The 15,320-nt window shown below is 68.9% G+C and carries 20 protein-coding genes and 1 riboswitch; of the genes, 6 read left to right on the top strand and 14 right to left on the bottom strand.

The window, feature by feature from the left end:
* Positions 1–136: 136 nt before the first annotated feature.
* The 4 genes from ACIP6N_RS10885 to ACIP6N_RS10870 all read right to left on the bottom strand — a co-directional run bounded on the left by ACIP6N_RS10885 (position 137) and on the right by ACIP6N_RS10870 (position 2,904).
* Positions 137–307, bottom strand: coding sequence for a hypothetical protein (locus tag ACIP6N_RS10885; protein WP_401814606.1), 171 nt, complete (start codon positions 305–307; stop codon positions 137–139).
* 11 nt (positions 308–318) lie between these two features.
* Entirely contained in the window at positions 319–972 is a 654-nt protein-coding gene (locus ACIP6N_RS10880) for an alpha/beta hydrolase-fold protein (RefSeq protein ID WP_401814605.1), read from the bottom strand.
* Between the two features lie 204 nt (positions 973–1,176).
* Positions 1,177–1,773: an ester cyclase gene (locus ACIP6N_RS10875; protein ID WP_401815214.1), complete on the bottom strand. Its 597-nt coding sequence runs from the start codon at positions 1,771–1,773 to the stop codon at positions 1,177–1,179.
* 12 nt (positions 1,774–1,785) lie between these two features.
* A complete protein-coding gene (locus tag ACIP6N_RS10870) occupies positions 1,786–2,904 on the bottom strand; it encodes a hypothetical protein (protein ID WP_401814604.1) in 1,119 nt (372 codons plus the stop codon).
* A gap of 119 nt (positions 2,905–3,023) precedes the next feature.
* Between ACIP6N_RS10870 and ACIP6N_RS10865 the strand changes: the two genes are divergently transcribed.
* The gene (locus tag ACIP6N_RS10865; protein WP_401814602.1) at positions 3,024–3,734 is read left to right on the top strand and encodes a TetR/AcrR family transcriptional regulator; all 711 of its coding nucleotides are present in this window, start codon (positions 3,024–3,026) and stop codon (positions 3,732–3,734) included.
* A 47-nt stretch (positions 3,735–3,781) separates the two neighbouring features.
* Here the strand turns inward: ACIP6N_RS10865 and ACIP6N_RS10860 are convergent, their stop codons facing one another.
* The 3 genes from ACIP6N_RS10860 to ACIP6N_RS10850 all read right to left on the bottom strand — a co-directional run bounded on the left by ACIP6N_RS10860 (position 3,782) and on the right by ACIP6N_RS10850 (position 5,561).
* Positions 3,782–4,096 (bottom strand): DMT family transporter, encoded by a 315-nt coding sequence (locus ACIP6N_RS10860; protein WP_401814601.1) that lies wholly within the window; start codon positions 4,094–4,096, stop codon positions 3,782–3,784.
* Positions 4,097–4,105: 9 nt separating this feature from the next.
* Positions 4,106–4,169, bottom strand: a riboswitch (guanidine-III (ykkC-III) riboswitch).
* 118 nt (positions 4,170–4,287) lie between these two features.
* Positions 4,288–4,557, bottom strand: a complete 270-nt coding sequence (locus ACIP6N_RS10855; protein WP_401814600.1) for a hypothetical protein — start codon at positions 4,555–4,557, stop codon at positions 4,288–4,290.
* Positions 4,554–5,561, bottom strand: coding sequence for a zeta toxin family protein (locus ACIP6N_RS10850; RefSeq protein ID WP_401814598.1), 1,008 nt, complete (start codon positions 5,559–5,561; stop codon positions 4,554–4,556). The genes ACIP6N_RS10855 and ACIP6N_RS10850 overlap by 4 nt, the downstream gene beginning before the upstream one ends.
* Positions 5,562–6,022: 461 nt before the next feature.
* On the opposite strand from ACIP6N_RS10850, the gene ACIP6N_RS10845 reads away from it, so the two are divergent.
* Positions 6,023–7,183 carry an esterase-like activity of phytase family protein gene (locus ACIP6N_RS10845; protein ID WP_401814597.1) on the top strand — a complete coding sequence of 387 codons (1,161 nt, stop codon included), beginning with the start codon at positions 6,023–6,025 and terminating at the stop codon, positions 7,181–7,183.
* Positions 7,184–7,207: 24 nt separating this feature from the next.
* Here the strand turns inward: ACIP6N_RS10845 and ACIP6N_RS10840 are convergent, their stop codons facing one another.
* Both ACIP6N_RS10840 and ACIP6N_RS10835 read right to left on the bottom strand, forming a co-directional pair.
* Complete coding sequence (locus ACIP6N_RS10840; protein ID WP_401815213.1) at positions 7,208–7,354, bottom strand: DUF397 domain-containing protein; 147 nt, start codon at positions 7,352–7,354, stop codon at positions 7,208–7,210.
* A 69-nt stretch (positions 7,355–7,423) separates the two neighbouring features.
* Entirely contained in the window at positions 7,424–8,161 is a 738-nt protein-coding gene (locus ACIP6N_RS10835) for a DUF5753 domain-containing protein (RefSeq protein WP_401814595.1), read from the bottom strand.
* Between the two features lie 332 nt (positions 8,162–8,493).
* Between ACIP6N_RS10835 and ACIP6N_RS10830 the strand changes: the two genes are divergently transcribed.
* Together ACIP6N_RS10830 and ACIP6N_RS10825 are read left to right on the top strand one after the other, a co-directional pair.
* Positions 8,494–8,754 (top strand): hypothetical protein, encoded by a 261-nt coding sequence (locus tag ACIP6N_RS10830; protein WP_401814594.1) that lies wholly within the window; start codon positions 8,494–8,496, stop codon positions 8,752–8,754.
* Positions 8,751–9,017: a hypothetical protein gene (locus ACIP6N_RS10825; protein WP_401814592.1), complete on the top strand. Its 267-nt coding sequence runs from the start codon at positions 8,751–8,753 to the stop codon at positions 9,015–9,017. Before ACIP6N_RS10830 ends, ACIP6N_RS10825 begins: the two co-directional genes overlap by 4 nt.
* A gap of 209 nt (positions 9,018–9,226) precedes the next feature.
* Here the strand turns inward: ACIP6N_RS10825 and ACIP6N_RS10820 are convergent, their stop codons facing one another.
* A complete protein-coding gene (locus ACIP6N_RS10820) occupies positions 9,227–9,586 on the bottom strand; it encodes a VOC family protein (protein WP_401814591.1) in 360 nt (119 codons plus the stop codon).
* Positions 9,587–10,079: 493 nt separating this feature from the next.
* On the opposite strand from ACIP6N_RS10820, the gene ACIP6N_RS10815 reads away from it, so the two are divergent.
* The gene (locus ACIP6N_RS10815; protein WP_401814590.1) at positions 10,080–11,309 is read left to right on the top strand and encodes a hypothetical protein; all 1,230 of its coding nucleotides are present in this window, start codon (positions 10,080–10,082) and stop codon (positions 11,307–11,309) included.
* Positions 11,310–11,453: 144 nt separating this feature from the next.
* Positions 11,454–11,960, top strand: coding sequence for a DinB family protein (locus ACIP6N_RS10810; protein WP_401814589.1), 507 nt, complete (start codon positions 11,454–11,456; stop codon positions 11,958–11,960).
* A gap of 222 nt (positions 11,961–12,182) precedes the next feature.
* Here ACIP6N_RS10810 and ACIP6N_RS10805 read toward each other — a convergent pair whose 3' ends face one another.
* The 4 genes from ACIP6N_RS10805 to ACIP6N_RS10790 all read right to left on the bottom strand — a co-directional run bounded on the left by ACIP6N_RS10805 (position 12,183) and on the right by ACIP6N_RS10790 (position 15,270).
* Positions 12,183–12,593 carry a VOC family protein gene (locus tag ACIP6N_RS10805; RefSeq protein WP_401814588.1) on the bottom strand — a complete coding sequence of 137 codons (411 nt, stop codon included), beginning with the start codon at positions 12,591–12,593 and terminating at the stop codon, positions 12,183–12,185.
* Positions 12,594–12,678: 85 nt separating this feature from the next.
* A complete protein-coding gene (locus tag ACIP6N_RS10800; protein ID WP_401814587.1) occupies positions 12,679–13,077 on the bottom strand; it encodes a nuclear transport factor 2 family protein in 399 nt (132 codons plus the stop codon).
* Positions 13,078–13,773: 696 nt separating this feature from the next.
* Positions 13,774–14,448: a hypothetical protein gene (locus ACIP6N_RS10795; protein WP_401815212.1), complete on the bottom strand. Its 675-nt coding sequence runs from the start codon at positions 14,446–14,448 to the stop codon at positions 13,774–13,776.
* Positions 14,449–14,679: 231 nt separating this feature from the next.
* Positions 14,680–15,270: a TetR family transcriptional regulator gene (locus ACIP6N_RS10790; protein ID WP_401814585.1), complete on the bottom strand. Its 591-nt coding sequence runs from the start codon at positions 15,268–15,270 to the stop codon at positions 14,680–14,682.
* Positions 15,271–15,320: the final 50 nt, after the last annotated feature.

Below are 15,320 nucleotides of genomic sequence, written 5' to 3'. Positions count from 1 at the left end.
CTGCGCTGAACGCCGCCCGCGCCGGGGCCGCCGCCTGTGCCTGAACGCCGCCCCTGGGGCGCCTCTTCGGAGGCCCCTGCTCGCCGATGTCCGAAGTCCCGATGTCCCGCGCCACCCGCCGGGACGATCGGAGCCGTCAGAGAAACGCGTGCAGCCGCCCCTCCCTGCCCGGCGCGAACACCGGCCATCCGCCTTCGCGGGCAGCGCGCGGTTCCAGCTCCGCCGCCAGGGCGCGACGGTGGGTGGTCTGCGCGGCGGAACGCTTCAGCAGGCGAGTGGGGCGCGAGAGGGCGGGGTCGACGCTCATGGCCCGAACGCTCATGGCCCGAACGCCCAGGCCACCATCAGCGGAAGCTCCTCACGCCAGAACGCGCCACCGTGCGATCCGGTCCGCTCGGTCATCACGACGTCCCCGCCCGCGTCGCGCAGCGCGACCGCCCATCGCGTCGCGTTCTCGCGGAAGAACGGCTCCGACGTGCCGGCGACGAAGTACGCGCGCGGCAGCGGACCCGGCAGCGGGCCACAGGGCCGGTAGCCGCCGCCCGGCGATGCGCAGAAGACCGCACCGTAGAGCCGCGGGTGCCGGAGCCCGGCAGCGAGCGCCAGTTCCCCGCCGGCGGAGACGCCGAACACCGCGGTGCGCGCGGCGGGCAGCGCGAGTCCGAAGCGCGAGCGCGCCCATCGGCGGACGCCGTTGACGAAGAACTCCTCGTGCGCCGCGAACCGTTCAGGATCGAAGCCCGGTGAGTACTCATGGAGCCGCGATGTCTCGTCGGTCGACCGGTGCGCACCGACGATCATCGTGGGCGGCAGCCCGACGGCCGTCTCCAGAACCCCGCCCCACCGCGGGACCGACTGGCCGTCACCGGCGAACACGACCGCCTCGGGCGCACGCGGCGGGACGTACGCCGTGACGCGCCGACCGCCGTCGTAGCCGAGTGTCCCGGTGACGAGTTCTCCGGCGATGGACATGGTCACCGTCTCCTCGTCGGCGACGCGCGACCGTGGCGACCGGCACGGGAGTCGCGTCGCCGGTCGTCGTGGGCGAAAGGGTCGAAACATCGCTTGTCCGGCGGCCCACTCTAACCGGCCGGGTCCGCGCGGGGCGGCAGGTCCGCGGGCGCCTCGCAGGAGTTCCGCGGGCGCCCCGGAGGAGTTTCCCGCGGGGTTCGGCGGTCAGTCCCGGCGGACGAAGTCCGGCGGGGTGGTGTCCAGCAGGCGCGCGTCCGGTGCGCCGCCCGACATCGCGAGCACTCCCTTGAGGATCCGGAGCAGCTTGAGTATCCCGCTCGGCTTGCGCCTGTCGACCCCCTCGACCAGCTGCTTGAGGATGGTCAGCTGGTCGAAGTAGATCCGCTCGGTGACGAGGTTCTCGTTCTCGTCGAAGACGAAGTACGCGTTCATGCGCGTGCGGTGGGTGCCGCCCGTCGCCGGGATCTCGCCGAGCGGGCCGCGGTGTGTGCCGAGCAGCCAGAATTCCACGATGACGGCGTCGACGCTGTGCCGGAACGCGATGATCTCGTGGTGCTGGTCCGGGAAGGCGACGCGCGTCTCGTCGTAGTACTCGCGCACGGCCGCCTCCCCGTCGTGCACCTTCATCTGCGCGATCAACTCGTAGTGCGGGTGCGGGAAGGTGGACAGGGTGGCGCCCCAGTCCTGGTCGACCTCGTCCTGGAAGTGGTCGAGGACAAGCTTCTCGCGGGCGCGGAGTATGGACTCGTCGGGCAGCACAAAGCGGTTCATGGGCACGGCTTTCGTGGGCACGGCTTTCATGGTCATGGCTCGCTAGCTCGTGTGGGTGTGGGCGTGGGTGAGGGCGCGGTGGCTGAACGTCGGTGTCGTGCCGGGGTTCGTCCAGGCGCCCGTCAGCTCGCTGGACGGGAAGAACTGGCGGAATCGCGGGTCGCGTTGGCTCGGGTCGGCGAGCGTCTTCTCCAGGACGATCGAGTTGTACTGATCGGCCGTGGTCTCGATGGAGTTGGCGTTGAGCACGACCTCCTGCTCCCACTCCCGGCTCCACTTCGCGAGCCCGGGAAGCTTCGAGTGCTCCGGTGTCAGGCACTCCGCCGCGATGACGTTCTCGCTGCTGACCCAGATGCCGGTCGAGGTGTTGACGATCAGGCTCTGGTTGCCGAACACGTGCCCGGGCGTCTTCACCACGCCGACGCCCGGCCCGAGGATCACCGACCCGTCGATCGGGAGGAACGCCTCGGGCGGCACATCACGGTAGGCGCCCGGCTGGTACCAGGGCCGCTGGAGCGGATGCAGCTCGGCCATGCCGGCCAACTCGTCGCGCTGCACGATGACTTTGGCGTTCGGGAAGGCCGCTGCCGGCTGATCGCCCAGGTCCGCCTGATACGCCGTGGTGCCGATCCAGCGCCGCAGATCCTGTGTGTGGAGATGGTCGAACAGCAGGTAGTCGACGTCCTCCGGCGCGATGCCGAGGCCGGCGAGGTGGTCCCGTACCGTCCCGTGCTCGGTCAGCATCCGGCGCGCGACGACATCGGGCGTCCGCTGCGCGAGCCGGTCGAAGTACGGCGTGTAGCGGCCGAGTTCGACGTCGCTGGGCTCGAAGAGGAGGACGCGTTCCCGCCCGTCGGTCTCGTGCCACCGGATGACGAGCATGCGGTTGGTGATCGAGAGGAACGGCGCGATGGCCCGCGACGCGCGGAAGAGGCCGAAGCGCGTCGGGTAGGGCAGCGTGACCAGGTCGTGGGTCGTGATGGTGTCGGGAGTGCCGGTCGTCGCGAACTCCCGCTTGAACGCGGCCCCTTCGAGCCGGACCGCTGCCAGCCGCGCGCCGGGCCCTCCGGGTGACCGGCTCGGATCGCTGAGGGTGTCGACGGGCGTGCCGATCGTCGGCAGGTCGACCACGTTCGCCGTGCTCCACGGAAAATGCCGCATCCAGGCCTCCACTCGGCTCCTTCGACGCTCTCTCCGCACTAATTCCACGCTGTGGGTATTGCGCGTCACAGGTATAGCCCACGCCGTGGGTTTTCGCAAGAATGAGGCATGATGAAGCGGTGACAACGCACACGGCACCCACGGGCGACGAGCCGGGACCGGCACCCCGACGCGGTCGGCCCCGCAAGGGTGTCGGGACGCTGACCAGGGATGTCATCGTCAGAGCCGCGCTCTCCGTCATCGACGGCGAGGGCATCGAGGCCGTCAGCATGCGCACGGTCGCGCGGAGCCTCGGAGTCGACGCGAAGAGCCTCTACAACTACGTCGACGGCAAGGACGACCTCCTCGACGCCGTCGCCGAACAGATCCTGGCCGGAGTCGCGCTGCCCGAACCGACGGGATCACTCGACACGGACCTGCGCGCCATCGGCCGGACGTTCCGCGCCAACACCCTCGCGCACCCGCGCGCCGGAACCCTCGTACTGACCCGCCAACTCGCCTCCCGGGCAGGCCTTCAGCCCGTCGCCCGCGTCCTGTCGGTGCTCCGCGCGGCCGGCTGCGGGCCCGAGGAGTCGGTCCATCTGCTGAGGACGCTGCTGGCCTCGGTCGTCGGAACGCTCCTGCGCGAGGTTTCCGACGGGCCGACGTTCGGAACGGTCGCTCCGGAGGCCACGGCACGGCGGCAACGTGACCTCGAAGCGTCCGGCATGCCCGCGCTCGTCGAAGCGGCGCCCTATCTGGCCCGGTTCAGCCACGACGAGGAGTTCGAGTACGCGCTCGACCTCATCGTCACCGCCGTGACAGCGAAGGTCGGCAAAGGCGGCAGGTAACGGGACCGGTGGGCGTCGGCAGCCCGTAGCGGCGGTCAATCGCCTTCTCAGTGAGCGGACTTGAGCCCGATCACGCTCCCGACGATCAGCGCCAGGAACACCAGCTTCAGCGCGCTCACCGATTCCTCACCGGTGAGCATCGCGTACAGGACGGTGAGCACCGCGCCGATCCCCACCCACACCGCGTACGACGTACCGAGGGGCAGGTCCCGCGTCGCATAGGCCAGCCCGCCCATGCTCCCGGCCAGGGCGACCGCGAAGACCAGGGACGGGGTCAGCCGGCTGAACCCGTCGGATTTGCCCAGAGCGGTGGCCCACACGGCTTCCAGGGCGCCCGAGAGGGCAAGAATCAACCACGACATGACAACCTCCGTGGGCCGTCTTGTCGCACACCGGGTACGGCACCCCTCGTCCGGAAGCCGCATTGCGGGCTCAATCGCAACATTTCACATCCGGCATGGAGTGGCAATTCCGCACCGTCCGCCACATCGCCGGGCGGTGCCGCACCCCGTCGGGGGCGCGGCACCCCTGTCGTACGGACGGGCCCGGCCCGTCAGCCTCCCGCCCCGCCGGCGCCGTCCCGGTCCCCGCCGGTGGCCGCGTCCAGAAGGACGGCGTACTGCGCGTCGGTCAGTTCGTGGCGGGAGTACGCCAGGACGACCTCCTCGAACGAGTTCGGGACGGTCGGTTCCGGATCACGCGGCCCGAGGCCCGGCGCCGGCCGGGGATGACGCCAGTCGACGCGGCGCATCCGCTCGGCAGCCTGCTCCAGGCTCAGGCGGCCGGTGCGCAGCGCGGAGAGGATGTCGGTGACCTCGCTCACGACCGGCCCGCGTCACCGCCGGTCCCCTTGGCCACGAGTACGGGCGCCGAGCCGGACGAGTCGTAGAGGGACCAGTGGTCGAACTGGTCCTTGGTCTCCTCGAAGGCGCGGCGGTTGACGCTGCCCCAGACGGGGTCCGCACCGGCGAGGATGAGCGTGGGAACGACGTAACGTCCGCCGCAGCCCTGCCCGTTGCGGAACGCCTCGTGGCCCACCCGGTGCCGGTGATCGGCCCGCTGCACGCTCATCTCCACGGGAATGCCGACGAAGACGGCGTTGATCTCGCCGTAGCCCGCCGCGCGCATGGCCGTCATGCGCGACTCGACCGCACCGCGCGAGGACATCGAGAAGTCCCAGATGATGTTCTTGCGCTCCTGGTAGGCCCGGGCGGCGATCATGTTGGCGATCAGCGAGGACTCCGGCTGGATCAGCAGGCTCGCCTCCAGCGGTGTCAGTCCCGCGATGCGGGGGATCATTCCGTGCTCGCACATCACGTCCTTGACGTCGTCGGCGCTCACCACCAGGTAGCGCGACAGGTCGATGCCGGAGTACTTGGTGAGCACCGTGGTCTTCCCCGCGCCCATCGGACCGCCCGTGAACACCGCCCGGCCCTCGTTCGGCACCGACGCGCCGCGGGCGTACAGCTCGTCGGCGACCTGGCGCTGACGACGCACGCGCGACGGCAACCAGTGCTCGCGGTCACCGCCCACGGTGTACCGGACGTCGGTCTCCTGCCCCTGCGCCACGGCCTGGTCCAGGCGCCGCTGGACCTCGGCGACGTGCGCGCGCCACTGGGCGTCGGTCAACGGTGCCTTGGGTTCCGCGACGACCGCCGCGACGCCGTGTCCCGGCGTTCCTCCGGCGGGCGTCAGGGCCACCGCGGACCCGGCAGACCCGGTGAGGAGCAGGGCCAGGGCGACCAACGCCCCCAACAGCGCGCGCAGCGGGCCCGCGAGCGGGGTACGGGGTGTACCGGACGAACGGGAGGCTGGGAATCTCGACACGTGCCACCTCGGAAGAAGGGAGAAGGGCTGGACGGGCTGCCATATCCGGAAACACTCCGACATGGCGACACCGGGGATCATCGCAGCGCGTCCCCAGGGACACCCGCGTCGACACACCGGCCGTCCGCCGCGCGCACCGGACCGCGATGACCCCGGGTGGAACCGGGGCCGTGCGAGGAACGGGGCTGTGTCGGCCGGCGCTGGTTCCAGGGCGCCAACTCCCATCCGCATCAGCTCTGTTGGCCCGCGCCCTCGTCACCCCTGCCGGGCCTCGCCCACGTTCGGATGAATGCGGGAGTCCCGCGCCCGTAAGGGAGTTGGCTGGGGCGGCCAGCCGCGACAGCCGAGCGGGATCGACTCCGGCGTTGCTTCCTCTTCCTCGATCACCCGCCCCGCGGGTCCACCGATCTCACGAGCGACCGGTCGGACTCACGACGAGAACGTAAGACGGAACGCAAGACATGAAACTTTCCTTGATCCGTCGCGCATGCGGCGCGGCCCTGGTGATGGCCACGACGATGGCCCCGGCGATGGCGGCCCAGTCGCACGGCACAGCCGCACCGTCCGATACCGGAGTGCGAGCCCGGTTGCTGGGCGAGAAGATCGTTCCGCACAAACTGCCGTTCAGGAACACGACAGTTGGCGGTCTCTCCGGCATCGACCGCGATCCGTGCACCGGCGAGTACGTCATGATCAGCGACGACCGCTCGGTCCTCCAGCCCGCCCGCTTCTACACCGCCAGGATCGCGGTGGACGGCGCCGGGGTGCACTCCGTCGACTTCACCGGCACCCACCCGTTCCTCCAGCCGGACGGCCAGGTCTACCCGCCGGCGAGCGCGGGTGACGGCAAGGCCGTGGACCCGGAAGAGCTGCGCGTGGACCCGCGGACCTGCCGGTACTGGTGGGCGCAGGAGGGCGACCGGCCCAAGTCGGCGAGTGACCCGGTGATCCAGCCGTCGATCCAGTTCGCGACCCCGTCCGGCGGCTACCTCGGCCAACTGCCCCTGCCCGCGCAGTACGTGAACACCATGGACGATCGCGGCCTGCGCCGGAACAAGGCGATCGAGGCGATCACGTTCGGCGACAGGGACCGCGTGCTCACCAGCGTGGCCGAGGGCCCGCTGCTCCAGGACGGCCCGGAGCCCACCCTGGAACTCGGCGCGCTGGTCCGCCTGACCCGGCAGAGCCGGACGGGCGAGGTGCTCGGGCAGTTCGCCTATCCGCTGGACAAGATCCTCACCAAGCCCGACCCGTCCAGCCCGTGGCCGCCCGACGCGGGCGTGCCCTCGATCGTCGCCTTCCGGGACGACCCCAGCCGCTACCTCGTACTGGAGCGCAGCTGGGTGGCAGGCTCAGGTTTCCGGATCCGCCTCTACGACACGACGACGCGCGGCGCGACCGTCATGGAGAACCTGGACTCCCTGGCCGGGCAGAAGGTCATCCCGATGCGTAAGGAACTCGTGGCGGACTTCACTGACTTGGGCCTGTCCACGGTCGACAACATCGAAGGCATGACCTGGGGCCCGACGCTGCGGAACGGCGAACGGACCCTGCTCCTGGTCAGCGACGACAACTTCGCCGACGACGAGGTCACCCAGATCGTCGCACTCGGCATCCGCTGAAGCAGTACGTCAACTGGCCCTGCCTCAGCGCACGTCCGCGTGGGTCGCGGCGAAAGCAACGAACCCGGCCCACGCGGCAGGCGTGAGCGTAAGCCCCGGACCGGCAGGGTCCTTGCTGTCACGTACGGGGACGACACCAGCGGCGGTGACGTGCGCGGGGGCCCACTCGATGCAGCTGTTGGCTCCGGTGCCGCTGTATGAAGACTTGACCCACTCGTGCGGGAGAGGTCCGGGGTGCGGCTATGAAGGAAGCGTCTCCCTTACGGATCGGATGAGCGCGGCTGAGTCTCTGGGCGACAATGCGCACGCTCTCAGGAGATCGTAGGCCCTTTGCCGGGATTCGACGGCTTCTCTTTCCTCGATCAGGTTTCCAGTGGAAATGCTCTCCTCGTAGGCAATGCGCGTGCCGTTTCTCATAGTCATGAGCTTGAGCGAACCCCCGGCCAGGGGATGCCCCCCACTCTCGAACGGGAGGACTTGCAATACGGTGTTCGGCGTCTGTGTCAGTCCCGCAAGGCGGTTCAACTGTTCCCGCATGGCTACTGGACCGCCATAGGAACGTCTCAGTGTCGCCTCGTCGACGATCGTCCACAAATCGACCGCCGACTCGCCGGTGAGGCGGGCTTGTCGACTCATACGTTCCGTCACCAGCCTCTCGATCTCGTCTCGCGACGCCTTGGGGTTGAAGGTTTCGAAGAGGGCGCGAGCGTAAGACTCGGTCTGCGCCAGGCCTGGCACGAGCTGCCCCGAATAGTCCTGGATGCTCTTAGCCTGAGCCTCCAACTCCAGTACGCGCCGGAAACCGTCTGGGTTCTCCTTGCGGGCAACCTCATATAGTTTCCCGAACAAGCCGTCTGCGCCGAACACAGCGTCCAGCCGTTTCGGAAGATCCGGCGGAATCATGGATTCCGCCGTCTCATAGCGTGCGAGCGAGCTCTTCGCATATCTCAGCATGCTCGCCAGGTTTTCGAGGCTCATTCCTGCCTGCTCGCGATAGCGGCGCATTTCGGACCCGAAGAGGTCTCGAACCGAGCGATCGGGATTCAGTTCTCGCGGGTGTGGTGCCATCAGAGTAACCCCTTATCCCAGTCGGCCTGTTGGGAGACAAGTGGCTTCTGATCGTACGCCCGAAAGCCGATGATTGTCGCACAGACGGTAATTACGTGATGACGGAAGGCTGCGACCCCCTCCATGTGCGAGCGAGATCCAAACGAGGCGGCGGCCGACAGCACCGAAGAACTCGCCACGTATGACCCGGTGACAGCAGAACTGCTGGAGCGCGTGCTCAACGGACTGAGGCGATGGGTGGAATGAAGGACAGCAAGGCACGACGGTTTCTGTCCCGGCTGACAGAGGAGTTCGGCTCGGACGGTGTACTCATCGTTCAGAAGTCCGAATTGGCGGCGGACGGCGCGGACTTGGTGCCCGGTTCGGCTCTGCGGTGGCCGCCGTGCGAGTGCGGGCACTCTTTGTGCCCCGACTACAAGGAGCCCGAGGACGAGTCCGCCCACGATGTGCTCAGCGAACTCGTGGCCGAACGGAACAAGCTGAGCAGAAAGAGCCGGCCATGAATACGCAACCGACGCCACCGGGCCTGTGTATCGGCATGGTTGTCTATGACCGCTCCTACGACATGGTCGGCGTGGTGGACGACTTTGCAGGGCCGCTGGTGAATCTCTCCCGGCCCACCGGCCTTACGTGGACAAGTCGTTGGGCCTCCGTACGGGCGGGCACGGAATACGAGCGGCGCCAGCTGCGCGCGATTGCCGAGCTGCACAAGCTGCGGCACAAAGGGCTGATAGTGAAACCGCGGACGTACCGCCCAGGCCCCTAAGTAGGCTGTTTCTTCTCAATACCAGCAGCGCCGGCATATCGAGCGGGCAGTGCGACGCGGGCATGCCACGGCACGTGCTCACCTCCTCCAGCGCTCTGCTCAACATCGCCCTGTTCGTTCCGGCTACGGCTCTTGCCGTAACGGTTCTCCGGCGGCCGGTGACCATGGCGGTGGCATTCGTGGCGTTCAGCGTTGGCCCGCTGTCCCGGTCACGCGGGTGGTTCGGTGTCGCCTGTCTCGATGTACTCGAAGACCGATCCGTCCGGGTGCCGGGCGATGAGTCGGTCCCCGTTGGGCGCTGGGGAGGGGCCGTCGAGGATCTGCCCGCCGGCGCGCTCGATGGCAGCGATCACAGGAGGGATCTGCCGCACCAGGACGGTCGCCACTCTGTCGCGGAAGGCCGCTGTGTCGCCACTGAGCAGGAGGAACGGTCCGACCTGAGCCAGCTGGACTTCGTGGAACGCGAAGCGGTTGACCGCTGCGGTCTGGGCCAGTTGCTGGTACAGGGGGATCGCGGCTTCCAGATCGTCCACGAAGACTCGGGCAACGACGCCGGTGATGTTGGGCATGCTCCCCGCAACAAGAATGCTTCGCGATGTATGCCGTCCGCAGGCCGGCAACGAGGCGTGCTCCTCCCGCGCCAACCGGGCTCATTCGAACGCGATGCGCAATCAAACTAGAACCGCCGTGCATGTGTGACGCTCACGCCCGGTGAGGCGGCGCCCGCACCGGATCGTGGATTTCCGCGTCTTGGTTTGCAGGGTCCCGGCAGGGCCCGACCTGCATAAACACTCAAGTAACAAGTGAAAGAACCCCACCAGACCCCACCGCCGTCCTTCACCCGCAGGGGTGAAGATTGCGCCGTTTGGTCGTTGGAGGGGGATTGGTGTGGTTACGCTCAGCGAACAACACCGGACATACGTCGGCCCCCGGCCGGGACTCGCAATCCCAATCGGGGGCCTGACCAACGCGGAAGCAGACACCTTCCTCATGGCTGAGAACAACTTTAGCGCGCCTATGCGCGCAGATGCCGTCATTTCAGGGGCAGTTCCCCAGACTGGCGTGAAACACATCAGGTACCGACACTCCGACCGGTTCACCGTGGTCGGCAACCACCTCTCCCAGCACGACAGCCTGTCGCTGACGGCGATCGGCCTGGGCGTGCACATCCAGTCGCTGCCGGACGGCTCGGAGATCGGCATCAAGGCGCTCGCGAAGAAGTTCGTGGAGGGCGAAGTCGCGATCGCCGCCTCGTTACGGGAGCTGGAGGCCCACGGCTACCTGTCGCGGACGCGTGAACGCACGTCGGCAGGCCGCTGGATGACGAGGACGCTGGCGTACGACATCCCCGAGGATCTGAGGCAGTCGCGCCCGTCGCCGCGCGTACCGGAGCAGCGCCGCACACCGCAACGGCAGCAGCAGGCGCCCCCGCCGCAGCGTCAGTCGCAGGAGCGGAAGCTCACACCGGCTCCCGGCTTGCCGCCCGCCGCAGCACCGATGCCGCCGCCCGTACCCGTAGCGGTCCCTGTGCCGCCGCCCGTCGCAGCACCGGCACCGGCACCGGCACCGGTATCCGAACCCGCACCAGCACCAGTACTGGCATCCGAACCCACACCGGCCCCCGAACCGACCTTTGTACCGGCAACCGCCCCTGTACCCGCGCCCGAACCCGCACCGCAGCCCCTGCCGTCACCCGCCCCCGCCCCCGTTGCCGCGCCGGAGGCCGATTCGCAGTCACCGGCGGCGCTTCTGGCGGCGGCCCTGGCCGCACCGCTCCCGCCGCGCCCGGTACTGCCCGTACAGTCCGGGCCCGTGCAGTCGGCGCCCGTACAGCCGTCGCCGCCCGCACCCGCGACCCCCACGGTTACCGCCCCCGCCCCCGCGCCCTCAACTACGGTCCCGCGCCTGCCGGAGCCGGACCACCCGTACCTCGCCCGCCATCGCACAGCCGCCGAAATCCTGGCCGGACTCCGTCGCCATGACCCCCGGCTGATGCTGTCCGAGCGTGACATCACGCGCCTCACGTCCGCCGTGTCGACGTGGCTGGAAAGGGGCGTCGAACCGGCAGCCGTACAACACGCGTTGACGTCCAGGCTCCCGGCAGACCCCATCAACTCTCCGGCAGCCCTCCTGGCCCACCGCCTCACCACCCAACTACCGCCCCCGCTCCCCGCAGTGGCCGACACGAGTAGCGCCCTCCCGGCCCCCCTCCAGAACTGCGACAACTGCGACCACGCCTTCCGATCCCCAACCCCGGGCAACTGCCCGGCCTGTGAACCAGTTGCCGCGTAGAGCCCGTCCGGCAGTCGGTGCCGGGCGGCCCACCGGCGCCGCATCGCTGCGGCGACCCGCCGGACGAAGGGTCAGATGGCGGTAGGTCGGGCCCGTCGACAAATACCTCGACACCGGTCGTGGCGGTCGGGGAGGCTGCGCGCGATGACAAGAATCGATGACACGCCGCCCGCGTGGGACGAGCGCACTCAGCTCACCACGTTTCTCGACTACGCCCGTGACACCGCCCGCGCCAAGTGCCAAGGGCTCTCGGCAGAGAACGCACGCAAGGCGCCCCTGCCCGGCTCACCGCTGATGACCATGAGCGGAGTGATCAACCATCTCCGCTGGGTCGAGTACTACTGGTTCCAGGTGGTCTTCCTCGGCGAGGAAGACCAGGGCCCCTGGACGGAGGAGGACCCAGACCGCGAGATGCGCATCGCCGTCGACTTCCCGCTCCCGCGGTTGCTCGACGAATTCGCCGAACAGAGCGCCCGCTACCGCGAACTGGTCGCCGGGCACGGCCTGGACCACCAGGCCCGGCGGGCCGTCCGCGGCGGCCTCCACGTCGACCTGCGCTGGATCCTCCTCCACCTCACCGAGGAGACGTCCCGACACAACGGCCACCTGGACATCCTGCGCGAACTGCTCGACGGCACCACCGGCGACTAGCTCCGGCGGAGATCATGTCGTCCACGCGTGTGCGGCGCAGAGGGGCGGGTCGGCGGCCGTGGTGGGGACGCCGACCCGCCGTCCGCTACCGGGATTTTCCGGGGGTGGCAGGCGACGGTGGCGCAGAGGTCCGCGTCGGTTCCCGCACCGGTACGGTCGCTGTGCCGCAGACGGTGGCGATCGCGGCCACCGGTCGGCGCCGCCGACCGGACGCGGTGACGGCTACACGGGCAGGGTCAGCTGCCAGGAGACACCGAACCGGTCATTCACCCAGCCGAACTTGGCGCTGAAACCGTAGGACCCCAGCGGCATCAGCTCCGCGCCCTGCTCGGCGAGGGCCGCGTAGAGGCGGTCGATCTCGGCTTCGTTCTCGCACTGGACGTAGAGCGACACGGCGGGAGTGAACCCGAAGTCGTGCTTCGCCGGGCTGTCGATGCACATGTACCGCTGCCCGGCGAGCGCGAACGTGGCGTGCCGCACCGTGCCCTCCGCGCCGGGTTCGTCGGCGCCGTAGCGGGTGATGTCGATGACCTCGGCGTCGGCGAACAGCGAGACGTAGAAGGTCATCGCCTCCTCGGCCCTGCCCTCGAACATGAGGAAAGTGGTGATCTTCTGCGCCGGGGTGGTCGACATGCTGCTTGCTCCTTCGGGACGGCCGTTCGGTGATCGGTTCCGTGGACCACCTTGAACCATCTGGAAGTCTCCGGCAGCGGCAGGCTCAGGCGAGGGTCCGGCCCGGCATGGGCTCCGCGAGCGCCGCCCGCGAGGCCGACGCGGTGAAGGGATCGGCGAAGTACTGCGTCTCGTGGACCACGTGCCGGTCGGTGAACTGCATGATGCTCACCGAGTACGAAGGCGCTCCGTCATAGGTGATGGTGCATTCGCTCACCCACAGATCCCCGTGGCCGGTGATCCGCCGGACGGTGAAGTGCCGGTCGGCCGGGTGCCCGCCGCGTTGCGCCGAAATTGTCGCGCGGCTCCGGAACCGCTCACCGGACTGCGGGTAGTCGAGGATCGCGTCCGTGGCGTAGATGGCGTGTTCGGCTTCGATGTCCCCGCGCTCCGAGGCCTGCCAGTGTTCCTCGATCGCGGCCCTGATCCGGGAGTCAGCATCCATGGCGCACCGCCTTTCCGTGGCGGCGCCAGCGTAGGCACTCCGTGCCCCGGCCGGCCCGTGGCCGGGCGGAGGCGCGGGGCCTTGTCGTCCCTTCGGCCGAACCGGAGGACGACAGCCGACCACGCTGCGTACTCACGCTTGTCCTGTCTCCGGCTGGCGGGACACTCGCTCCCGCCTGCTGGTGAGGGCTGGACTCGTGGAAGCTCCGACGCGGTCGGCGGCGTCGGTTCTGGATCTTCCGTCAGAGCCCGTCAACGTGCGTCTGCGGCTGTTCCGTCGGCAGTGGGGCGAGTCAGCCGCCATACCTGAACCTTGCCGGTCTCGGTGGGACGGCGGAGGTGTTCGGTGAAGCCGAGTCGTGCCGGGACGGCACCGCTGGCGTGGTTGGCTGCGTCGTGGACGACTTCGACGTAGTCGACGCCGGGGAGGCGGAAGGCCTGGTCGCGTGGTGGCCGGGGACCGAGGCGGTGCGCTGTGCGCTGCGGGTTCAACGCAGCGCATGACGCGTCTTGGTGTTGTGTTCTGGCTTGGGGGCCGCCGAATCCGTCGTGCACGGCGGTCGTTCCCAAGGAGTGGAGCGGGTCGTTACTGCTGCCGCACACGCCCTGGCGAGCGTCGGTCTTGCCGGTCTCCCCAGGTGCTGGACATCGACGGGCGCCGTGGTGTGGAGCGCGAGTCGTGGTCCAGAGCGGTTCGTCAGACGATGTACGGGACGGCCTCGGCGCGGTTGCCGGCCCAGTTGGTGACGATGGGCTTGTCGACGGTGGCGGTGTCGGGGAGCTTGAGTTCGGTGGGGTTCGGGTCCTCCTCGCTCACGGCGAAGATGACGAAGTCGAATTCCTTGCCGTCGTTGGTGTTGGTGGTCTTGGGGTTGATGCCGGTGTACGCGACGGCGGAGCCGGTGAGCTTGATGGGGTCCTCGCCGCCCTGTCCGACGGGGGCGGCGACGCCGTCCGCGGCTGAACCGAAGGACGCGCTGGGGGTGTTGATGTCCAGGTAGCAGGTGATGCCCGGCTTGGCCTTGGCGGTGACGAGGTAGTAGCCGCCGGCCTGCGTCTCCGGGGTGACCGTGAACTCCAGGTCGTTGGTGCCGCAGGACTGGCCGTAGCCACTCTTTCCGCCGTCGGCTGAGTCGGGGGTGTCGGCGGAGCCGGAGCCACTGGTGTCGGAACCGCCCTTGCCGGCGCTGGTGTTGGAGCCGCCTGCGGCGGGGGTGTCGCTGCCGGCGGAGGCCGTGGTGGCGGGGGCCGCCGAGTTGCTCGCGTCCGCGATGTCGTCGGGGTCGCAGGCGGTGGTGGTCGCGGCGAGGGCCGTCACGGCCGCGGCGGCCAGGACGAGACGGGTGGAACGGGCGGCGAGACGCGAGCGCATCATGATCTCCAACGGCTGTCGTTGCGGTGTTTTCTGCTGACACCGAGGACACTAGGGCCGAGTCGATCCTGAAATGATCCTGCCGATGTCCGGGTTCTGTCTCAGCGACTTCGGTTCCGGAAAACGGCGTCGGATCGCACTAACCCCAGGTCAAGTGGGCTGTTCGGACCAAGCGTCAGACCAGAGCAAGTGTCAGAACACACGGCACCGCGAGATCGGACGGGGTCGGGATCACGGCGACTTGTGTGCAGCCGTTGCTTCCCCTGCCAGGGTCAGCAGTTCGCGGAGTACGTCCGCCGTGATGGTGGTGAGGGAACGCTCCTCGCCGTCGCGGATCCACTGCGTGAACGCGATCCTGAACACCGTGGCACCCGATTCGGCCGCCAGGACGGCCGGGAGTTCGGCGGTGCCGCGTGCGCGCAGGGCATCGGCGACCGTCGTGGCGATGCCGGCGAGCTTGTGCAGCTCGCGTTCGTGGAGTGCGGGGTTCTGGTCGATCACGGACTGGCGCGTGCGGGAGTAGGGCCTGCGGTCGTCCGGGAAGAAGGTCGCCGCCGACTCCAGGGCGGAGGCGACGATCTCGATCGGCGACGCGCCCGGCGGCGCCGCGTCCACTCCGGCGACGAACGCGCCGAGGAGCAGGTTCTGCCCGTGGAAGAGAACTTCGCGCTTGTCGCTGAAGTGGCGGTAGAACGTGCGCTCGGTCAGACCAACGGACTCGGCGATCTCCGTGGCGGTCGTCTGCTCGAACCCGCGGGTGGCGAACAATTCGAGCGCGGCCTTCTGCAGCCGCTCCGGGGCCCCCGGTTTCCAACGCACCATGTGATCGAGTGTAGCGATGGCAGGGACTGACATGGCGGGTGTAGGCTATG

The organism is Streptomyces sp. NPDC088725 (assembly GCF_044751305.1).
In the GTDB taxonomy this organism is placed as follows: domain Bacteria; phylum Actinomycetota; class Actinomycetes; order Streptomycetales; family Streptomycetaceae; genus Streptomyces.
The sequence above is the reverse complement of the archived record's forward strand: the minus strand, read 5'-3'. Positions and strand labels throughout refer to the sequence as shown.

What these genes read in the sequence shown, in the direction of transcription:
- ACIP6N_RS10885 (WP_401814606.1), bottom strand. Translation starts at nt 307, where the DNA reads ATGAGCGTCGACCCCGCCCTCTCGCGCCCCACTCGCCTGCTGAAGCGT.
- ACIP6N_RS10880 (WP_401814605.1), bottom strand. Translation starts at nt 972, where the DNA reads ATGTCCATCGCCGGAGAACTCGTCACCGGGACACTCGGCTACGACGGC.
- ACIP6N_RS10875 (WP_401815214.1), bottom strand. Translation starts at nt 1,773, where the DNA reads ATGAAAGCCGTGCCCACGAAAGCCGTGCCCATGAACCGCTTTGTGCTG.
- ACIP6N_RS10870 (WP_401814604.1), bottom strand. Translation starts at nt 2,904, where the DNA reads ATGCGGCATTTTCCGTGGAGCACGGCGAACGTGGTCGACCTGCCGACG.
- ACIP6N_RS10860 (WP_401814601.1), bottom strand. Translation starts at nt 4,096, where the DNA reads ATGTCGTGGTTGATTCTTGCCCTCTCGGGCGCCCTGGAAGCCGTGTGG.
- ACIP6N_RS10845 (WP_401814597.1), top strand. Translation starts at nt 6,023, where the DNA reads ATGAAACTTTCCTTGATCCGTCGCGCATGCGGCGCGGCCCTGGTGATG.
- ACIP6N_RS10835 (WP_401814595.1), bottom strand. Translation starts at nt 8,161, where the DNA reads ATGAGCCTCGAAAACCTGGCGAGCATGCTGAGATATGCGAAGAGCTCG.
- ACIP6N_RS10830 (WP_401814594.1), top strand. Translation starts at nt 8,494, where the DNA reads ATGAAGGACAGCAAGGCACGACGGTTTCTGTCCCGGCTGACAGAGGAG.
- ACIP6N_RS10825 (WP_401814592.1), top strand. Translation starts at nt 8,751, where the DNA reads ATGAATACGCAACCGACGCCACCGGGCCTGTGTATCGGCATGGTTGTC.
- ACIP6N_RS10820 (WP_401814591.1), bottom strand. Translation starts at nt 9,586, where the DNA reads ATGCCCAACATCACCGGCGTCGTTGCCCGAGTCTTCGTGGACGATCTG.
- ACIP6N_RS10810 (WP_401814589.1), top strand. Translation starts at nt 11,454, where the DNA reads ATGACAAGAATCGATGACACGCCGCCCGCGTGGGACGAGCGCACTCAG.
- ACIP6N_RS10805 (WP_401814588.1), bottom strand. Translation starts at nt 12,593, where the DNA reads ATGTCGACCACCCCGGCGCAGAAGATCACCACTTTCCTCATGTTCGAG.
- ACIP6N_RS10800 (WP_401814587.1), bottom strand. Translation starts at nt 13,077, where the DNA reads ATGGATGCTGACTCCCGGATCAGGGCCGCGATCGAGGAACACTGGCAG.
- ACIP6N_RS10795 (WP_401815212.1), bottom strand. Translation starts at nt 14,448, where the DNA reads ATGCGCTCGCGTCTCGCCGCCCGTTCCACCCGTCTCGTCCTGGCCGCC.
- ACIP6N_RS10790 (WP_401814585.1), bottom strand. Translation starts at nt 15,270, where the DNA reads ATGGTGCGTTGGAAACCGGGGGCCCCGGAGCGGCTGCAGAAGGCCGCG.